14 protein-coding genes are annotated in these 18,992 nt (G+C 60.4%); 12 read left to right on the top strand and 2 right to left on the bottom strand.

Going from position 1 to position 18,992, the window contains the following annotated elements:
- Position 1: 1 nt before the first annotated feature.
- The 3 genes from NKH83_RS11425 to NKH83_RS11415 all read left to right on the top strand — a co-directional run bounded on the left by NKH83_RS11425 (position 2) and on the right by NKH83_RS11415 (position 2,866).
- Positions 2 to 1,000: an ABC transporter permease gene (locus tag NKH83_RS11425; RefSeq protein ID WP_254818875.1), complete on the top strand. Its 999-nt coding sequence runs from the start codon at positions 2 to 4 to the stop codon at positions 998 to 1,000.
- Complete coding sequence (locus NKH83_RS11420) at positions 997 to 2,178, top strand: ABC transporter permease (RefSeq protein WP_254818876.1); 1,182 nt, start codon at positions 997 to 999, stop codon at positions 2,176 to 2,178. The genes NKH83_RS11425 and NKH83_RS11420 overlap by 4 nt, the downstream gene beginning before the upstream one ends.
- 208 nt (positions 2,179 to 2,386) lie before the next feature.
- Positions 2,387 to 2,866, top strand: a complete 480-nt coding sequence (locus NKH83_RS11415) for a class I SAM-dependent methyltransferase (RefSeq protein WP_352801162.1) — start codon at positions 2,387 to 2,389, stop codon at positions 2,864 to 2,866.
- A 51-nt stretch (positions 2,867 to 2,917) separates the two neighbouring features.
- Here the strand turns inward: NKH83_RS11415 and NKH83_RS11410 are convergent, their stop codons facing one another.
- A complete protein-coding gene (locus NKH83_RS11410; RefSeq protein WP_352804261.1) occupies positions 2,918 to 4,333 on the bottom strand; it encodes an adenylate/guanylate cyclase domain-containing protein in 1,416 nt (471 codons plus the stop codon).
- Positions 4,334 to 4,531: 198 nt separating this feature from the next.
- Between NKH83_RS11410 and NKH83_RS11405 the strand changes: the two genes are divergently transcribed.
- The 5 genes from NKH83_RS11405 to NKH83_RS11385 all read left to right on the top strand — a co-directional run bounded on the left by NKH83_RS11405 (position 4,532) and on the right by NKH83_RS11385 (position 11,673).
- A complete protein-coding gene (locus NKH83_RS11405; protein WP_352804259.1) occupies positions 4,532 to 5,356 on the top strand; it encodes a hypothetical protein in 825 nt (274 codons plus the stop codon).
- A 73-nt stretch (positions 5,357 to 5,429) separates the two neighbouring features.
- Entirely contained in the window at positions 5,430 to 5,954 is a 525-nt protein-coding gene (locus NKH83_RS11400) for a GNAT family N-acetyltransferase (RefSeq protein WP_352804256.1), read from the top strand.
- Between the two features lie 123 nt (positions 5,955 to 6,077).
- Positions 6,078 to 7,463, top strand: a complete 1,386-nt coding sequence (locus NKH83_RS11395) for a hypothetical protein (protein ID WP_352804253.1) — start codon at positions 6,078 to 6,080, stop codon at positions 7,461 to 7,463.
- A 210-nt stretch (positions 7,464 to 7,673) separates the two neighbouring features.
- Complete coding sequence (locus tag NKH83_RS11390) at positions 7,674 to 10,973, top strand: ATP-binding protein (RefSeq protein ID WP_352804250.1); 3,300 nt, start codon at positions 7,674 to 7,676, stop codon at positions 10,971 to 10,973.
- Between the two features lie 19 nt (positions 10,974 to 10,992).
- Positions 10,993 to 11,673, top strand: coding sequence for a redoxin domain-containing protein (locus NKH83_RS11385; RefSeq protein ID WP_254818884.1), 681 nt, complete (start codon positions 10,993 to 10,995; stop codon positions 11,671 to 11,673).
- 86 nt (positions 11,674 to 11,759) lie between these two features.
- Here the strand turns inward: NKH83_RS11385 and NKH83_RS11380 are convergent, their stop codons facing one another.
- Positions 11,760 to 14,615 carry a trifunctional glycosyltransferase/class I SAM-dependent methyltransferase/polysaccharide deacetylase gene (locus NKH83_RS11380; protein WP_352804247.1) on the bottom strand — a complete coding sequence of 952 codons (2,856 nt, stop codon included), beginning with the start codon at positions 14,613 to 14,615 and terminating at the stop codon, positions 11,760 to 11,762.
- Positions 14,616 to 14,894: 279 nt separating this feature from the next.
- Here NKH83_RS11380 and NKH83_RS11375 point away from each other — a divergent pair, with 279 nt between their 5' ends.
- The 4 genes from NKH83_RS11375 to NKH83_RS11360 are packed head-to-tail and all read left to right on the top strand — an operon-like array spanning position 14,895 to position 18,989.
- A complete protein-coding gene (locus NKH83_RS11375) occupies positions 14,895 to 15,113 on the top strand; it encodes a hypothetical protein (protein WP_352804244.1) in 219 nt (72 codons plus the stop codon).
- Between the two features lie 37 nt (positions 15,114 to 15,150).
- Positions 15,151 to 15,816, top strand: coding sequence for a DUF3450 domain-containing protein (locus tag NKH83_RS11370; RefSeq protein WP_352506856.1), 666 nt, complete (start codon positions 15,151 to 15,153; stop codon positions 15,814 to 15,816).
- 7 nt (positions 15,817 to 15,823) lie between these two features.
- Entirely contained in the window at positions 15,824 to 18,481 is a 2,658-nt protein-coding gene (locus tag NKH83_RS11365; RefSeq protein ID WP_352804241.1) for an OmpA family protein, read from the top strand.
- A gap of 16 nt (positions 18,482 to 18,497) precedes the next feature.
- On the top strand, positions 18,498 to 18,989 hold the full coding sequence (locus tag NKH83_RS11360; RefSeq protein WP_352804238.1) for a Rab family GTPase: 492 nt from the start codon (positions 18,498 to 18,500) through the stop codon (positions 18,987 to 18,989).
- The last annotated feature ends 3 nt before the right edge of the window (positions 18,990 to 18,992 follow it).

Below are 18,992 nucleotides of genomic sequence, written 5' to 3'. Positions count from 1 at the left end.
CGTGCTTCGATATTTGGTCTGGCGCATCGCCGTGATGGTTCCAACGCTGCTGGTCATATCGGCACTGGTGTTCACGATCATCGAACTTCCCCCAGGCGACTATTTCGACAGCTATGTTGCCGAGCTTCGGGCTCAGGGCGAAGCGGTGGATTCCGATCGCATCGAGATGATGCGCAAGGAATATGGTTTCGATAAGCCACCGGTCATTCGCTACTTCTACTGGGTCGGCGGGATGCTGCACGGCGATTTCGGCTATTCCTTCGAATATGAGCTGCCGGTTCGCGACGTCGTGGGGGACCGAATGTGGCTGACGGTGCTGGTTTCCTTCGTCACGATCATCTTCACCTGGCTCATCGCCTTTCCGATCGGCATGTACTCCGCCACACATCAATACAGCTGGGGCGACTACGGCCTGACTTTCTTCGGCCTTCTCGGCCTTGCGATTCCGAACTTCATGCTGGCGCTGATCCTGATGTATTTCGCCAACATCTGGTTCGGCACGTCCATCGGCCACCTCATGGACCAGCAATATCTCGGCGAGCCGATGAGCTGGGCCAAGGCGAAGTCGATCCTCGCCCATCTCTGGATTCCGGTCTTGATCATCGGCACCGGGGGCACGGCAAGCATGATCCGGCGGCTGCGAGCCAATCTGCTCGATGAGCTACATAAGCAATATGTCGTGACCGCGCGCGCCAAAGGCCTTCATCCCTTCAGGGCGCTGGTCAAATATCCGCTGCGCATGGCGCTCAATTTCTTCATTTCGGATATCGGCTCTATCCTGCCGGCCATCATCTCCGGTGCCGAAATCACGGCGATCGTGCTGTCTTTGGAAACGACCGGGCCGATGCTGATCAAGGCGCTGCAAAGCCAGGACATGTATCTCGCAGGGTCGTTCCTGATGTTCCTCGCCTTCCTGACGGTCATCGGCGTCCTGATTTCCGACCTGGCGCTGGCGCTACTTGATCCGCGAATTCGTTTGCAAGGCGGCAGCACCAAATGAACACGCAATCGCCGCTGCCCGCTCCGGGTGCCCCACTGCAACACTACGTTTCCATCGAGCCCTTTGACCTGCAGTCGGTCGAGGCGATGACGCCGGAGCAGGAGAAGGTCTTTCAGGCGTCGCAGCTGCGGCTGATGTGGTGGAAATTCCGCCGGCACCGGCTTGCCCTTGTATCCGGCATATTCCTGGCAACGCTTTATTTCGGGATACTGATCTGCGAGTTCCTGGCGCCCTACGATCTGCACACGCGCAACATGGACTACATCTATTCGCCGCCGCAACGGGTGCACCTGTTCCACAACGGCCAGTTCGTCGGGCCGTTCGTCTATGGCCGCCAGATGACGCTGGATATGGACACGCTCAAGCGGAACTACATCGAGCAACAGGATGATGTTCAGCGGATCCGTTTCTTCTGCAAGGGCGACAAGTACCGGTTCTGGGGCCTGATCGAAGGTGACAGGCATTTTGTCTGCCCCGCCGAAAACGGCCAGCTCTTTCTGGCCGGCACTGACAGGCTGGGGCGCGATGTGCTCTCGCGCATCATCTATGGCGCACGCATTTCACTGACAATAGGCCTCGTCGGCATCAGTTTCAGTTTCCTGCTCGGCATTGTCATCGGCGGACTGGCCGGCTATCACGGCGGTATCTTCGATCTGATCGTTCAACGGATAATCGAAGTTCTGCAATCGATCCCCAGCATTCCGCTATGGCTGGCTCTGGCGGCGATCATGCCGATAACCTGGAGTCCGATCCTGATCTATTTCGGCATTACCGTCATCCTCGGGCTGCTCGACTGGACCGGACTGGCGCGGGCCGTGCGTTCGAAGCTTCTAGCCTTGCGCGAGGAGGATTACGTTCTGGCTGCGCAATTGATGGGTGCCAGAAGCAGCCGCATTATACGGCGGCATCTCATCCCCGGCTTCATGTCGCATCTGATCGCGACGGCAACGATCTCCATACCCGGCATGATCCTGGGCGAGACAGCGCTGAGCTTCCTCGGGCTCGGCCTGAGGGCGCCGATAACCAGCTGGGGCATCCTGCTCACCGAGGCGCGCAGCGTCAGCGTGATCGCGTTCTATCCATGGCTGCTTTTGCCGATGCTCCCCGTCGTTCTCGTCATCTTGGCGTTCAACTTCCTCGGCGATGGGTTGCGGGACGCCGCGGACCCCTACAAGTGACATCACCATACCGCCGCGCGCCGCGCCGCCGACTCCACCCGGTATGATCCTTGTCGGCAGCCTGTTCCCTTGTTGCAGTGTTCATCGTTCGCCTCTACACGCGGCAAGACTCGATCGGGGTTTAACACGTCGCCTCTGGTTTCAGCCGCGAAACGCTCTGGTCGGGGGCAGTTGATTTCGTGGACTTGTTCAGGAGATACAATCGCGCATGAGTCGCCTCGACAGTTTCATCCGGAGGATGACCGCACAGCGCGACATACTCGATCATGTCTGCGCCGAGGTGGCGAAGATAGAGGGCCCCGTGCTCGAGCTCGGCCTCGGTAATGGCCGGACGTTCCACCATCTGCGCGAGCGCCTGCCCGGACGCCGGATCATAGCGTTCGACCGTGCACTTGCCGCACACGCCAGCTCAATTCCCGAAGCTGAAAACCTCGTGCTCGGCGAAATACGCGAGACGGCGAGCAGGTTCATTGGCATCGACGCCGCCCTTGTTCATGCCGACATCGGCACCGGCTATGAAGATCGCGATGCAGTGATCTCTACCTGGCTTCCCGATCTGACCGCGCGCCTACTTCGCGTCGGCGGCATCGCGGTCAGCGGCACGCCGCTCGATCACCCGCAGTTGCAACGCCTCCCGCCGCCACCTTCGGTTCCCGCCGATCGTTATTTTATCTATAGGCGTGTGTGAGGGGCCGGGACGAGCCAAATCTTCAGGGCCAAGCCTTCAGGGGCCGAACCTTCAGGGGATCGTGTATACTGCTATCTCCCGGTCAATGCCGCGCAGCGAGACCTCGTGGGGCACGGGCGTCAGCGCATTCCTGTGCAAGAGATCAGCGGTGAGATTGTCGTCGACCACCGCTCGAGTGGCGAAGATCGCCTGTGCGTTGGCAAGGTTCTGGACCCGCGAAGCAATGTTGACCGTCTGGCCGAAATAGTCCTGTCGCTCATTCATAGACACGGCGATGCAGGGGCCGGCATGGACTCCGATCTTGAGCAGCAGATCCTCGCGCCCGCTCTTGTCGTTGAGCGTACGCATGGCATCGCGCATCCTGAGGGCTGCAGCGATCGCACGATCGGGCGTCGCGAAGGTCGCCATCACCGCATCACCGATCGTCTTCACCACCGCGCCTGCCTCCGCCGTGACGATCTCGTGCAGAACCTGGAAATGCTCGCGTACGAGATCGAAGGCTGAAAGGTCGCCCACCCGCTCGTAAAGCTCGGTCGATCCGCGCAGGTCGGTGAACAGGAACGTCAGGCTGGTGATCTTCAGGCGCTGGTTGATGTCGAGTGTATCCGTGCGATAGAGATCGCGGAACGTCTGGTTGGTGAGCAGGCGCTTGGCGGTCAGGAAGGGCCGGCGTTTTCCCAGGAAATCATGCAATGCCTGGCTGGCGATGAAGACCGTCGGCAGCACGCGGGTGTCGGTCCGGTTTTCCAGCGAAATGCCCAACGGGCCGGGTTGCATCTCCAGCGTCTGGTTCTGGACATGGTCGCGGTCGAAAACCAAAGAGAGGCTCCGGCGCTCCTTTGTTGGTTCGCCCTTCCCGTCGATGAACTGCGCCGAGTGGGTGACCGGCTCGAAGACGATGATGAATTCGGACGGAAGCTGTATGGGCAGAACCGCCTTTTCACCGGGCGCAAGCTCGATATCCTCCAGCGAGAACGTTTCCATCTTTTCCGCGAAATGCTCTTCCGGCAGATCGACGCCGGACGCCCAGTAGATCTGGCGGAAATATTCCGCCACCGGCAGTTCGTGTGGATTGTGGGCGGCAATCCTGCGCACGCGGGGACTGACGGTGAATGTCACCTCGACCATCTCGTCGAGGGTCGGTGAATAGCCCTCGGAGCATAGCGCGCAGGTGTATTCGTCCTTTTGCAGGGTTTTCAGCGTGGCGTTGGTGTCGAGCACGCCGCCACAGCCGGGGCACAGAACATTCCAGGAAATGTCGAAGATGCCCACCCGCGCGGCATGGAGAAAGGCGCCTATTGCGCGCTCCTCGTCGAGGCCATGCTTGCTGGCGAAGGCTGGCGCATTGATGCGGCAAAGTTCGCGGTCCTCGCCCTCCGCGATGGTTCGCTTGATCGCGTCGATCGCCTGTGGATCGACATCGGCCGATTGTCGCAGAAGTGAGAACAGATCCTGAGCTTCGTTCATCGTGCAGGCTCCGGAAAATGCACCCCGTGGCGTTTTGACCGGACCGGTCTTTGGTCCGAATGCTCCATCTTACTTCGAAACGAACCGTGCGGCCATTCGAATGGATAAGCCTGGTGACCGTTCACTTAGGCCGATTTTAACCGGCCGCAAGCAGCATTATGATGGTCCATGGAGCCTTCATCTTTGGGATTTTCTCCCATGCTGACATCCGACAATCCGCCATTTCCCGCGACCCTGCGCCTTTTCTCTGCGGTCGTCATCATCGTCCTGATCGTAGGCGCCGGCCTGTTTTTCGTGCCTGTTCTGGTCAAACCGGGCTGGCCTTGGGCCGTCACGCCGTTCAATGCGCGCTTTCTCGGCGGCTTCTACACCGCCGAAATGGTCGTGATGGCGGCGCTGCTGGTCTGGAATCGCTGGTCGCCCGGCAGGCTCGTGCTCGTCATGGCCTTCATCTTCACCGTCATCGTGTCGGTGGCTTCGTTCATCAATCTCGGCTATTTCAACTTCGAGCGCAAAGCGCCCTGGCTGTGGTTTTTGGTCTATCTTGCTTCGGTCGCGGTATCCGGGCTGTTCCTGTGGCGGGCCAGAGCCCGTCCTTCTGCGAAAGGCGTGACCTTAAATCCCGCATGGCGCGGCTACATGCCGGTGGAATCCGCGATCCTTGGGCTCTATGGCGTCGGCCTGTTGCTGTTTCCCCTGACATTCAGTGGCATCTGGCCATGGCCGATCGATGCCTTCCACGCTCAGGTCTACAGCGCAATCTTCCTCGCCGGTGCGGGCGGTATATATCTCGTCTGGAGAAGCGCGCCGCGCGAGGAACTGCTGGTGCTCGGGTTGGCACAGTTTCTGGTTGGCCTGCTTGCCATCCTCGGCGTCGTCATCACCGACGCTGCGGTGCACCGGATCGACTGGACGGCGATCGGGACATTGTGCTGGCTCACGCTTTTCGGCTGGATCGGCATCAGCGGCGTCTTCAAACTCTACGCCGCCTCCCGGTATTTCAGCTCGCAATCGGCATCATAGGTTGAGAGACGGCTGGATTTTCAGGTGGCGTCCGGTGCATCGTACCGGGCCGATTGCCTTCGCCGGGAACGCCATGACCAGCACGACGTCGCCACCCTCCGAGAAAAGCCAGCCGCTGCTCCGGTCCGTCCGGCCAAGCGATGCAGAGGCGCTTTGCGCTATTTTCAACATGCCGGGCTTCCGCCGGGGCACGCTCAGGATGCCTTTCGAGATGGTGGAGCAGGTGGCGCGGCGCATCGCCAAGTCCGGCCCGGAAACCACCTGGATCGTTGCCGAGCTGGACGGCAAGGTCGTCGGCCACGGCAGCCTGGTCGTGCAGGGTTCACCCCGCCGTTCGCACATCGGCGAGATCAATATCGGCCTTGACGATGCCTTTGTCGGCAAAGGTATCGGCTCTGCCGTACTTGGCGCGCTGCTTGACGTGGCCGACAACTGGCGCGCCCTGAAGCGAGTCGAATTGACCGTCTATGCCGACAACGAACCGGCCCTCCGTCTCTACAAGAGCCACGGCTTTGAGATCGAAGGCCGGCATGTGAAGGCCGGCTTTACCGACGGGCAGTACCACGATCTCCTGAGCATGGCCCGGCTGCGGTTCTAAGATCCGCCGTTTGCCTTAGCTGTTTAGCCAATCTGACAATTCGTGCCGAGTCAGCGAACAGGGCTGCATCCACCAAGTCTGCTCTCGCTTGGCGTTTACACCGCAAGCGGCTAGACGGGACCAATGACCGCCGTCTTTGATCCAACCCCTACCCCTCCGCCGGAAATTCTGGCTGTGCTGTCGCTGCTCTGCCCGGAGGTCGTGCGCGACATCGAGCAGAACTGGAATGCACCGGTTTCCGATTACGCCCGCCATCTGTGGCGGCCGGTGGCAAGGCCTGCATCGGGCCCGGCGATCGCTGCCCGCTCGATCCTGCGCGAAGTCCTGCATCAGCGACTCGATAGGATCATGCGGCCTGAGGAGATCGGCAAAGCCCTCGACGAGTTCGAGCACAGACCGGTGATTCAGTCCGGCCTGCACTGCCTGCTTCTGATGGACCGGATCACCTTCGATGCCCTCCTGCTTGCCTGGCTCGGCGCGGTCGAAAACGGGCTGTCGGCCTTCGTCGGCTTCATGGGAGCGACGATGACCATGGAGACAGTTGGCCGGGAGGGGCCGGGATGGCTCGATGTCGGCGACGACAAGGTCAACCTGTTCGGCATGGGGCGCCACAAACTGTGCCGCAAAAGCGCCTGCGTGGCCGGTCCCGTCTCCCTCAACAAGCGCGCGCTCGAAACGGTGGGCGATGAAACGGATGCCAGCCGCTGGCTGGGCACACTGCTTGCCAGCCAGGACAAGGTGTTTGAAACCGCCGCCGATGCGCTGACTGCCCTGAACCAGGATCTGGTCGCCAATTGGGATCGTGCCGGCATGGCCCTGCCGGTTTTCATCGATGATCGAGCCGCCGCGGCTGCCATGGCGCGGCATCTGGAATATGACGGCAGCCTTCTTTCCAGACTGCTCATTGAACCCGCAAGACGCCAGCGTCTCGAACGTGCCTGGCAAGAGGCCGCATCGAGCCCATTTGGCAGATTCCTGCCCAATGCCACGGACTATTTCTGGGGCATCCGCGAGGAGCGCGTGCGCAAACTCGTTCTCGAGAACGGGCACCTGATCGAGCCCGACAGGCCGCAAGGTCTTTCCATCCCGTTCGAGCGGCCGTATCTCAGGCAGGCGCTGCTGGACGGCGTGCTGCTGCCGAACTTGTTCCTGACGTTCCTCGTCCTTGCCATATTGCCGCGCGCGCGGGTCGTGGGGGGCCTAAGACAGATTGGCTATGTAGCGCTTTTCCACTCGATCCTTCTGGCCGCGCTAGACGAAAACGCGCCGGAAGAGCGCGATCTGGCTGCGGAGCTGCAGGTTCGGGAAAATGCCTGGGGCATGCGGGTCATCGATGAAAAGATCTCAGTCCGCGAGCAGCTTGCCGGCCTGCCGGAAGGAGCGCTCTTCCCGGACCTGCTCCGGCAATACCGATTGCGGACATTTGCCGAGACGACCGACGACCTGAAACTGGTTCGCGAAAACGCCAGATGGCGCAAGATCGGCCAGGCAGAGATCAAGCCGACCTGAGCCTAATTCGCAACCGCAAGCTGACAGCGAGCCAGCCGTTGCATCAAGAGGTCATGCGTAGCGCTCTGCCACCGGACCCACACGGATGGCTCGATGCCCATTTGCGCTGCCGCTTGCTCGTCGACGGCTATCGGTGCATCCTTGTGATTAGCCTGGCCGTGCAGTGCGGGCGAGATCACGCCGTCACGGCCACTAGTGAGGTCTTGTTCGATGGACTGCTCGGGCTGCGGTTTCGAGATTGAGGGCGGTTACGCCTTCTGTCCGAGGTGTGGCAGGCGCCAGCCCGTGGCATGCGCCAGTTGCGGCTACACCTGCGCACCTGATTTCGAGTTCTGTCCGAAATGTGGGGCAAGCGTCGGTGCGCCCGCAAAAGCCGTCGAACGGCCTGCTCCGGCACCAAGCCGGACCATTGTGCCGCCTTCTCGAACTCCGTCGCTGCTTCCGAACATCGAAAGCGAAGAAGGGCTGCATCCCGTCTCCGACGCCGATCGCCGGACCGTAACGGTCCTGTTCGCCGACCTTTGCGGCTTCACGACACTCAGCGAGCAGCTCGACCCCGAGGTCATGCAAGCGCTGCAGAATAAACTGTTCAAGGAATTGACGGCGGCCGTGCGAAACTTTGGTGGTTTCGTCGACAAATTCATCGGCGATGCACTGCTCGCTTTGTTCGGTGCGCCGGTCGCGCATGAGGACGATCCGGAACGTGCGCTTCGCGCCGCTCTCGACATGATCGCCCGGACGGCGCGGCTCGGCGAAAGCACCCCCCACTCCGGCTCGCCTCTGTTACTCCACATCGGCATAAACACTGGTCCGGTCGTTACTGGCGGATTGGGCATCGGCACCGCCAGATCCTATTCGGTGACCGGCGACACAGTGAATACGGCGCAACGCCTGCAATCGCTGGCCGCACCGGGTGAGGTACTGGTAGGCGAGCTCACTCACAGGCTGACCCGGCATGCGTTCTCTTACGAGTCGCTCGGTGATGTCGTGTTTCGCGGCAAGGCTGGCAGCGTGCTCGTCCATCGACTGGACGCACCGCTAGCGGTGCCGCGTGCAGCGCGCGGGCTAGAGGCGCTCGGCCTCAGTGCGCCACTAATAGGTCGTGGTGCGGAGCTCAACAGAATGATGGCGAGCCTTGACCAGGCGTGCGGCGGCTCGGCCCAACTTGTCCGCCTCGTCGGAGAAGCCGGCATCGGGAAATCGCGGCTGGTGAAGGAGTTCGTCGCCCGCGTCGGCGACGAGGAGCGTTTTCGCAACGTCGTCGTGCGGCAGGCCACGTGCTCACCGCTGGGCGAACAATCTTTTGGCGCCTTGGGCGCCGTGGTGCGCAGCGCTGCCGGGATGATGCAAAACGACAATGGGGACGAAATGCGGGGGAAGCTCGCAGGCTTGCTTGCCGATCTCGGCCTGCAGGGCGAGGAGGCGAAGCGGCTGATGCCTTTGCTCTATCATGTGCTCGGCCTTGGCGACCCCGATGCCACCTTGCAGCATGTCGAGCCTGAGCAGTTGCGGCGGCAAATTCTCTACGCAGTCCGCACAATCATCGAACGGCGGCTTGCGTTGTCGCCGCTGTTGATTGTCGTCGAAGACCTGCACTGGGCCGACGCCGTGTCGCTAGAGGCACTACGTTTCGTAATGGACAGGTTAGAACGCACGCGGTTGATGTTGCTGGTCACGCATCGTCCGGCGCCGGACAACGACCAGCTCGACTCAAGTCGGGTCAGTCACACAGCGCTCAGGCTTCCGCCGCTCAATAGTGATGACGGACGCAGGCTGCTCGCGGCGCTTTTCGGCGAGAGCTGGGTAAACTCCGCAGGAGGGCTTCTCGATCAGATCCTCGAGCGCGCGGGCGGCAACCCCCTTTTTGTAGAGGAGATCGTTCGCGGCCTTATCGATCGCGGTGTACTGATGCGAGAGGGCCAGCGATGGCGGACTGTGGCCGGCGAAGTCGCAACCGGCATCCCCGCCACTATCCAGGCGATGTTGCTTGCCCGCGTCGACCGGCTGCCCCCAGAGGTGCGCCGGTTGGCCCAGGAGGCCGCGGTAATCGGCCCGCGCTTCGACGCCACACTTCTGAAATCCGTGACAGCCGACCCCGGCCGGCTTGAAGCCGGCTGCGAACTGCTTTGCGATGCGGAAATCATCGAGGAAGTTGCCGGATCAGGCTCGGTCTCGTCGCAAAGCTACCGCTTTACGCAAACATTGCTGCAGGACGTGATCTACCAGAATCTGCTCCTGCAACGCCGGACCGACATCCACGGGCGGGTCGGTGCTGCCTTGGAGCAACTGTGCGGCGACAAGCCGGAACGGCTCGAGGATTTGACCGTGCTCGGTCATCATTTCGCACAGAGCGCCGAGCGGGAGAAGGGCGCGCATTACCTGCAGGCGGCAGGCGATCGCGCTCGCATGATATACGCCAACGACGACGCCCTTCGTTTCTACGAGCGAGCACTGGCAGCATTGGACGCGATCGGGCAAACACCGCTCAAACTGGCAATTGCAGAGCGCATTGCCGATTTGAGCGGCCCGGCAGGCCGCCGCGAGGTCGCGCACCACCACTACGAGACGGTGTTGCAGGCATACCGCGAATCGGCCAATCGCGTCGCCTCGGCGCGAGTTTTGCGTAAGATCGGTCGGCTGCTCTGGGACGTCGGCAAGCGGGACAAGGCAGAACCCTGCTATGCTGAGGCGGCAGCGCTCCTCGATGGGGCGGATGCCCCGATCGAGCAGGCGCATCTGTGGCAAGAACGTGGCCGACAGGCGTTCCGTAGCGGAGATCACGCTCTCGCGGCAAAATGGGCAGACGCGGCGCTGGATTGCGTACGCAATCTGACAACGGAGCATGTCTCCGAGGTCGGGTGTGATGCCACTCTTGTGACCGCCGAGGCACTCAATACCAAGGCTGTCGCGCTGGCTCGCCTCGGGCGAAACCGTGAGGCCGTGCGTCAGGTTGAGCGTAGCATTGAATTGGCCGAAGCCGCCGGTCTGCTGGGCGCGGCCTGCCGCGGCTACACCAATCTCGGCGTGCTATACACGACCATCGATCCGGCACAGGCGATGGAGGTCTGTCGGCGCGGTCTTGAAGTGGCGCGCCGTATTGGTGATTTGGGTTTCCAGGCGCGCCTCCTCGCCAATCTGGCGGTCGCTTGTTGTACTTTCACGGATCGCTGTCCAACGGAGGGCATACCTGCTGCCGAGAAGGCCATCGAGATCGACCGGGCGCTCGACCAGCGCGAGCACCTGCCGGTGCCGTTGATCGTGCTTGGGCAGATCCACCAGTGCAACGGCCGTCCGGACCTGGCCGTTGGTTTGTTCCACGAAGCACTGGACGTAGCCCGCGAAACGGGCGAACCCCAACTGCTGTTTCCGTGCTATGATGGTCTTGCAACGCTTAATCTCGACCTCGACAATCTGGCCGAGGCCGAACGCTACTTTTCCCTGGCGCAGGGTATTTGCGCCCAGCACGGGCTCGACCCGGAAGCGCTCGTGGTGCTGCCTTTTCTCGACTAGCCGGGGTTGGAGGTTGGAAATGTCCGCGCGTAGTGACTTGGTGCCGCTTCAACCGGGCGACCGTGCGCCGAACGTGGTACTCGACGCCATTACCCAGGAAGGCAAGATCGCGCTTGACGACTTTCGCGGCCAAAAACCGGTGCTGGTCGGCCTGTTTCGAGGTCTGCATTGTGCGTTTTGCCGGCGCCATATCGCCGCCCAGGCGCGGCTTGATCCGGAGCTGCGCGAAAAGGGCGTGGAGAGCCTGACGGTGGTCAACACGCCGATCGAACGGGCGCGTCTCTATTTCCGCTACCATCCGATGCCGAATCTGCTTGCGGCCTCCGACCCTGAACGCGCCTCACATCGTGCTTTTGGACTGCCCAATCTCGAATTCACCCAAAACGAGACGAACTGGCCGTACAAGGTCTCGATGGCAGCGGCAAAGGATATGCGGGTCGACATACCAGGCGAGTTGCCCGGTCCTATGGATCCTCTTGAGGCCAGCGAAATCCTCAACAAAAAGGACCATTACGAACTGACCGAAGCCGACGAGCAGATGATAGCAACGGGACACGGACAATTGATCGGTCAGTTCCTGCTGGACCGGCAAGGGATCGTCCGCTGGAGCTTCACGGAGGTTCCAGAGGGCGGGCGATACATGTTTGGGGCGCCAAGCCCGCAGGAGCTGATGTCAGCCGTGTCCCAAGTCGCCCAATAGACTTGCGAACGAGGTAAGCGGAACGGGACGCTGAACAAAACGCGGAACCAACTTGTTACAAATCTAGACACTGACAAGTTCACGGTTCATGCGAGCACGGCCTCGACAACCGCAACAAAGTCATCGAGCGAACGATCCCCACGAATCTCGATGCGCGGAAGGTCGATGGGATCGCAATCGAGGTCCGCCGGCCCGTGTCTGCCGCCGAAGCCGATTCGATAGCCGCACTCCTTGGCCAGCCTGCCAAGCCGTCGGTCGGTGACTGAGAAGGGTGCCGCGAACGCCGCGGTTGGCCGACCGGTCCACCGTTCGATGAACATACGAGAGCGCAGAAGCTCGGCGGCCAAGTCAGAGCTCGACAGACCATCGATCGCGCGATGCGTCGCCAGATGGCTTCCGAAGAAGGCGCCTTCGCCGGCGAGGCGTCGCACCGTCCCGGCGTCCATAAGCGGCGTCGGCGGGCCGCTGTAGGCGTCCCACTGTGCACTTTCACCCACCAAGTCCGTCACCAGGAACACTTCCGCGGTCAGGTCGTTCGCGCGCAGGATCGGCCAGGCATGGTCGGCAAAGTTCTGGAAGCCGTCATCGAAGGTGATGAGCACTGGGCGGCCAACGAAAGGCTGACGGTTGGCGATGAACCATTCCAGCTGCTCGGAGCTAATCGCGTGAAAGCCATTGGCGCGCAGCCATGTCATTTGGCTGGCGAATGCGGCGGGCGTGAGCCGAAAACGGGCGAGCGCGGCCGGACCTTCATCGGAGACGCTGTGATACATGAGAACAGGGATACGCTGCCGCCGCTCGCTACGTGCGACGTCGCGGCGCAAGGCCCGCGCCCCGCCCCAGACGATTTTTCGCGCGACCCCCATATCGATGCGCGCGCGGATTGGCACATGATCAATGACTGGTTCCGTCGCCACGTCACCTGGTGACAGGCGGCGGAAGCGGTCTATGCGATAGAGCTCGGTCTGGATCGATTGCTCGAGGACAAGACCTGCGGTCCCGGCCAGCGTCTCCGAGATCGCTTGTGCACCGAATGTGTTCCAGTCGAAGCCCGTCCTCTCAGGATTGTCACGTAGCACGAATGCGTGTGCGCTGATGAAGCTGCCGCCAGGCGCCAATGCCTCAACGACTTTCTTGGCGAAGCGTTGCAACTCGGCGAGATCATCCAGGTAGTAGAGCACTTCCGAACAGAAGATCAGATCCATCTCGCCCGGCAGCGTATCGGCCATGAAATCCAGTACGCCGAACTCAACATTCGGCTGATCGCCGCATCGCGCGCGCGCCCGGTCGATGGCTATGGCGGAGATGTCAGTTGCGGTCAAATGGCTCACGCGCGGCGCCAGTTGCCGCGTGAAGTGGCCTTCCGCACAGGCCAGCTCAAGCGCCCGTCCAATGGGACCGGCAGGCAGAATTTCGAGCTGCCGCTCATATTTCTCCTGCTCATAGGACGAACCGTAGTTCCAGGGATCCTCGGTCGCGAAATAGCCATTCCAGAACGACGTGCGATCCTTGTCGTGCCTGGCCCGTGCGCGGCGCAGCGCCGGGGGAGGCTCCGCAGGTTCGGCGCTCGACCGAACCAGCTCCCGCGCTTCCTCGGCCAGTTGGGCGAGTTTGCCGAAGTGACCGTCCGGATCGGACCGGCCTTCAAGCCGCTCGGGAGACACGACATTCAGGATCAATTCGATCCAATAATCCCTTGTCACTGTCCCAAGTACGCCGAATTGCACGACAGCCTCGATCTGGCCATCCATCATCAGATAGGCATAGATTTGATCGATTCCTTGCGGAAGTTCGACCGTGGTCGGATTTCGCGCGTCGACACGAATTCCAAGTGTCCGCGCCAGCCTGCGCGGCGCGGCGAGATCGTCGACGTCGAGCAGCATTTGCTCAAGATGATACTGGACGCGGCGAGCCGCGTCGGGATTGTTCCAGACCTTGCCGAGTTCGATGATCAACTCGGTGAGGGAGCCGCCGAACCTGTCCCACCTGGCAGCCAATTGCGCTGGCACCGACAGGCTTCCGACCGCTAGGCCATCGAAGATCACCTTGGCGATCTCTCGCGCCCATTTGCGTCCTGGCGGCAGCGGGCGCAGAGACTGCGGGTTGATCGAGCGCGAGCCGCTGCCGCAATCCGACGCGGCGTTCCACAACGCGAACCACGCGAGTGCCTCGGAGGCGGTGCCGCCGTTCGCCTCGATCGCTCCATTGGCGTGAGCCGACGCCGGGTGTTTGACCCTGGGATCGGCGGAAAAGCCGTGGGCGATCACGATTTCAGCATCTGCCAGCATCTGCGTCGAATTGCGGCTGAGCGCGTTGGGGCTGATCCGATAGAAAGCGAGCGGCTCATCGACCATCACCCAATTTATGCCCAGACGTGCGAGGCGCTGCCACAGGTCCCAGTCCTCGCAGGTGCGCAGCGACACATCGAAACCGCCCAACTCGACAATTGTCTCCCGGTCGACCAGCAGCGCGTGAACGGCGATGGCACACCTGCGGGCGAATGTCTCGAAGGGCTGGATCGCAACCTCCGTTGCGATGCACGACGCGGTGAGTTCGCCATCGGGCATCACGCGCCGGGAACCGCAATAGGCGGCCACTGCATCGGGAACGGATTTCAGTGCGGCCAGCATTTTGGCGAGGAAGCTGGCATCCACCCAACCGTCGGCATCCAGAAACATGAGCCAGCGGCCGCGCGCTGTCGAAATCCCGCTATTGCGCGCGCCGGCGGCGCTATAGGCGGAAGACCTCAACGTCCGAAATCGGGCATCGTGCTCTACATAGCCGGCGATGATCGCGGGGGTGCGGTCCATGGAGGCGTCGTCGACGATGATCGCCTCCCAATCCACTATTTCCTGATCGAGAAGGCAATCGAGTGCGCGCGCCAGCGTTACCTCCGCGTTGTGCGCAGCAACCACGATTGAAACCAAGGGATCATGCGCCACGCCGTCTTACCCGCGCCCGGTTCGAAGGCAGAACAAGATGCGTTGATCTTTCTTGGCGTGCCGGCAAGCGTTGCGCCGACGGTTTGCTCGGCATTGAAAATCGGTACCATACCGCCTTGCGGTAGCATTGTCCTGGATCATCGAGCTTTCGTTTTCTTCGGCAAGAGTCGGCGAATGTCAAAACCGGATGACGGCATCGGATGGCAGCACTGCCCTGTCAAGATCGGGGCGATTAGAGACAGGCAAAAGACTTGAAGACAGGCTGAATAGCAAGCGTGCATGCCCGACGGCTTGGAGCTGAGGTCGATGCGCCGGGGCATTTCCTTTCGCGCATTTCGTCTGCAAAAAGATGATCGCGGGCGAAGACACGAGCGCAAGCTGATCCGGATCGAGCCGCATGTCGAAATCTATCCGAATGGGGACGCACGAACCGACTTGAGCCGAGAAAATTCCGGCTTGCGGGTCGGCTATTTTGCTGACATGTTTATCAGTTTCTAAATTAGCGCTGTGGCAATGTCAAAAGAAGGGGCATGGGATGGCCAAGGAATCTTCGAGTACCGCTTCTTCGGCAAATAAAGCGGACGCAAATCTGACAAGTAATGCAGACGGAAGCGGGCTGAACTTCATGGCGGGCCAGGCTCGCGAGAGCGGGCCTCCCGGCGACGCCGTAGGTGTCGACAAGATACGTGATCTGCTGTTCGGCAACCAGATGCAGGACTATGACCGCCGCTTCTCCAAGCTTGAAGAACGGGTCTTGCAGCGCTTCAAGGATGTCGAATCCGAGGCCAAGCGCAATCTTGAAATGTACGAGTCAAATGCAAAGAAGCAGGTCGACTCGCTTGCGGCGCAATTGCGGAACGAAAAAGACGCGCGAGCCGACGCCGATAAGGAGATTGATCGGAATCTTCGCGAGCAAAATCAGGCGCTCGAAAAGCAGGTGCGCGCGTTGTCGGATCAGTTGAGCGAGCTTGAGCGGGAAGTTGCGGACCGGATAAATCGAAACGATCATTTGCTGCGTGAGGAAATCAAGCAAAAGAATGAAAGCATTCAGATGCTGATGGAGAAAATGTTTTCCGATCTCGGCAATGTCAAGACCGACCGAAATCTTTTGGCTGGCCTGTTTGTCGAGGTTGCAAAATGTCTAAATCAGGATCCGGTCGGCAGCAAGAACAACTCGGAGCGTACCTGGAAAGTGAGTTGATGGGAACTTGACGTCGACTGTCGACCCAATCAGCCTCCCTAAAAGAGCGGCTTCGAACGATACAGAGATTGATCGCGAGGCTCTGGCCCGCCTGTTGATCGAAATTGCCCGGAACGTTGATCCGGACTATCGTGCGCGTCTCGACGGAATCCCAACCGCCGATCCTCGCATGGAAACGCTTCGCCAGTTGCTGGTCGGCCGCGAAATTTCGGAGCTTTCACGAGTTACCCACCTGCTCGACGAACCTGAGCAGCTTGCGGCGGCAGTGGGGGGCGTCCTCCCCGGTGCAGCCGCACGGGCGTCTCATGCGCAACTCGGCGAGGCCCTTGCGCCAGTTGTCGAGAGGGCTGTGCAACGGTCCATCCAGAAAAGCCCGCGCACGCTGACGGATATATTATACCCGGTGTTTCTGCCGGCTATTCGCAAGTCGATCGGCGAAAAGATCGACCAAACCTTTCAGTCGCTGAATGAAACCTTAAGACATATATTTACTTGGCATGGGCTCAAGTGGAGATTTGAAGCTTGGAGAACGGGGGCAAGCTTCTCAGAAGTTGTTCTTAGGCATTCTCTTGTCTATCGTGTAGAACATGTCTTTCTCATTCACCGCAATTCCGGGCTTTTGATCAAGCATGTAACTGCCGAAAACGCAACCAGCGAAGATCCTCAACTGATTTCCTCGATGCTTAGTGCAATTCAGGATTTTGTAAAAGACTCATTTAACGAGAAAGAACAGAGTGGCCTGGACACTATCCGTTTCGGGGAGCTTCGTCTCTGGTCGGAAGTTGGGCCGTTTGCGACCTTGGTTGCGGTGATCCGGGGAAATCCGCCGGAGGAATTACATGAAATAATTCGCGATGTATTGCTTCGCATCCATGATGAATGCTCACAGGCCCTGGAGCAGTTTGACGGCGACAGTTCGCAGTTGGCCGGCGTCGAGACGCAATTGCAGACCTGCGTTGATCTGAAGCAGGAGGAATCAAACCAGGGATTTCCGTGGCTGGTCCTGGCTGCAGTCCTGCTGGTTTTGATTCCCGCAGGCGGTTGGTTCTTTCTTTCCTGGCAATCCGGGCAGCGCTGGCAGGCGTATGTGTCGCGACTGGGGATCCAGCCGGGCATCATCGTTGCCGACCAAAAGGTGCGCGATGGCCAATTCTATATTACCGGCCTGAGAGACCCTCTTGCCGCCGACCCGCAGTCGCTGTTGGCCGGAACGCAGGTCGATCCCGCCCGCGTTCATTCACACTGGCAATTATATCAGAGTCTTGAGCCGGAGTTCGTGTTGAAGCGGCTGACGGCGTCGCTGGTTCCGCCGGATTCAGTACGACTTTCGATCGTCAATGATCGCATCGTTGCCGAGGGGGAGGCTCCCGACACCTGGATAGATCGGGCGCGCGCAGCAGCCCAGCAACTTTCGGCAGGCGGACCGGAATTCGATATCTCCAGGGTTCGTGATGTGAGCCCCGAAGCACGCGCGGCGGAGCGCTGGCAGACTTATGTGTCGCGACTGGAGGCCCAGCCGGGTATTATCGTTGCCGAACAAAAGGTGCGCGATGGCCAATTCTATATTGCCGGCCTGAGAGACCCGCTTGCCGCCGACCCGCAGTCGCTGTTGGCCGGTACGCAGGTCGATCCCGCCCGCGTTCATTCGCAGTGGCAATTCTATCAGAGCCTTGAGCCGGAGTTCGTGCTGAAGCGGCTGACAGCGTCGCTCACCCCGCCGAAATCGGTTCGGCTTTCGATCGTCGAGGATCGCATCATTGCCGAGGGTGAGGCTCCCGACACCTGGATAGATCGGGCGCGCGCAGCGGCCCGACAGCTTTCGGCAGGCGGACCGAAATTCGACATCTCCAAGGTTCGTGATGTGAGCCCAGAAGCACGCGCGGCGGAGCACTGGCAGACTTATGTGTCACGACTGGAGGCCCAAGCGGGAATCATCGTCGCCCAGCAAACGGCGAGGGGCGGACATTTCTATATTTCCGGCCTGAGAGACCCGCAGGCCGCCGACCCGCAGGTTCTGCTGTCCGGAACAGGGGTCGATCCTGCCCGCGTTCATTCGCAGTGGCAATTCTATCAAAGCCTTCATCCGAAGTTCGTGGTGAAGCGGCTGATGGCGTCGCTGACTCCGCCGGATTCAGTACGGCTTTCGATCATCAAGGATCGCATCGTTGCCCAAGGTGAGGCTCCTGCCGCCTGGATAGATCGGGCGCGGGTCGCCGCCCAACAGCTGTCCGCGGACGGACTCTCTCTAGAACTCTCCGAGCTGCGTGAGTTGACCCCTCCGGAACTGACTCATTTGAGGGAGGCTATTCAAACGGTCAACATTTTCTTCGATTCTGGCAAGGCTGTACCGGGGCCAGAGCAACTGCCGGTTCTCGACAAATTGGCGAATCAATTGAAGGAATTGGCCACGGACGCCCGCAAGGCAGGGCTAACAGCACAGTTCATGTTGACCGGCCATTCGGACGAGACGGGCCGTGAAACGGCCAAGTTGTCGATCAGCGCGGCGCGCGCGGAAACAGTTCGTGCGCTTCTCAAGAAGCGCGGCGTCGATCCGGAATTGCTCTTGGTTCGCGGCGCGGGCACCTTTGAGCCAGCGGAGACTGAAAATAGCCGAACCGGGAGCTCCGCGAACCGCAGAGTTTCGGTTACGGTAAACTTCCACTAGGGCGGAGCCCAGGATATTGCAAAAGAAGATCTGCATGTTGGGCGGGTTCGCTGTCGGAAAGACGAGTCTGGTTCGCAGGTTTGTGCAAAGCATTTTTTCAGAAACCTACTTGACCACGGTGGGAGTGAAAATCGACAAGAAGAGTGTCGCATTCCCGGACAAAACCGTGGATCTGATTTTGTGGGATTTGGCCGGCGAAGACGATATCGGCTCATTCCGCGTCAGCTATGTGCGAGGTGCGAGCGGGCTCGTGCTTGTCGTCGATGGAACACGCGCTGCTACTCTTGCCGTGGCGCTCACGTTGCGCGAGCGGGCCGAGGCTGAATTCGGCGCTATGCCGTTTGTATTGCTGTTCAACAAATCCGATCTGGCCGACCGGTGGGAAATATCGGATAGTGAAATTAACGAACTGAGGCAACTTGGATGGCAAATCTATCTAACAAGCGCGCTTTCGGGTGAACATGTTGATGATGCATTTCGTCAACTTGCTTCGATGGTCAGCAAATAAACC

The organism is Mesorhizobium sp. M0909 (genome assembly GCF_040319515.1).
GTDB lineage: Bacteria > Pseudomonadota > Alphaproteobacteria > Rhizobiales > Rhizobiaceae > Mesorhizobium.
Note: the sequence above shows the minus strand (reverse complement) of the source record. Positions and strands in the feature narration are given on the sequence as shown.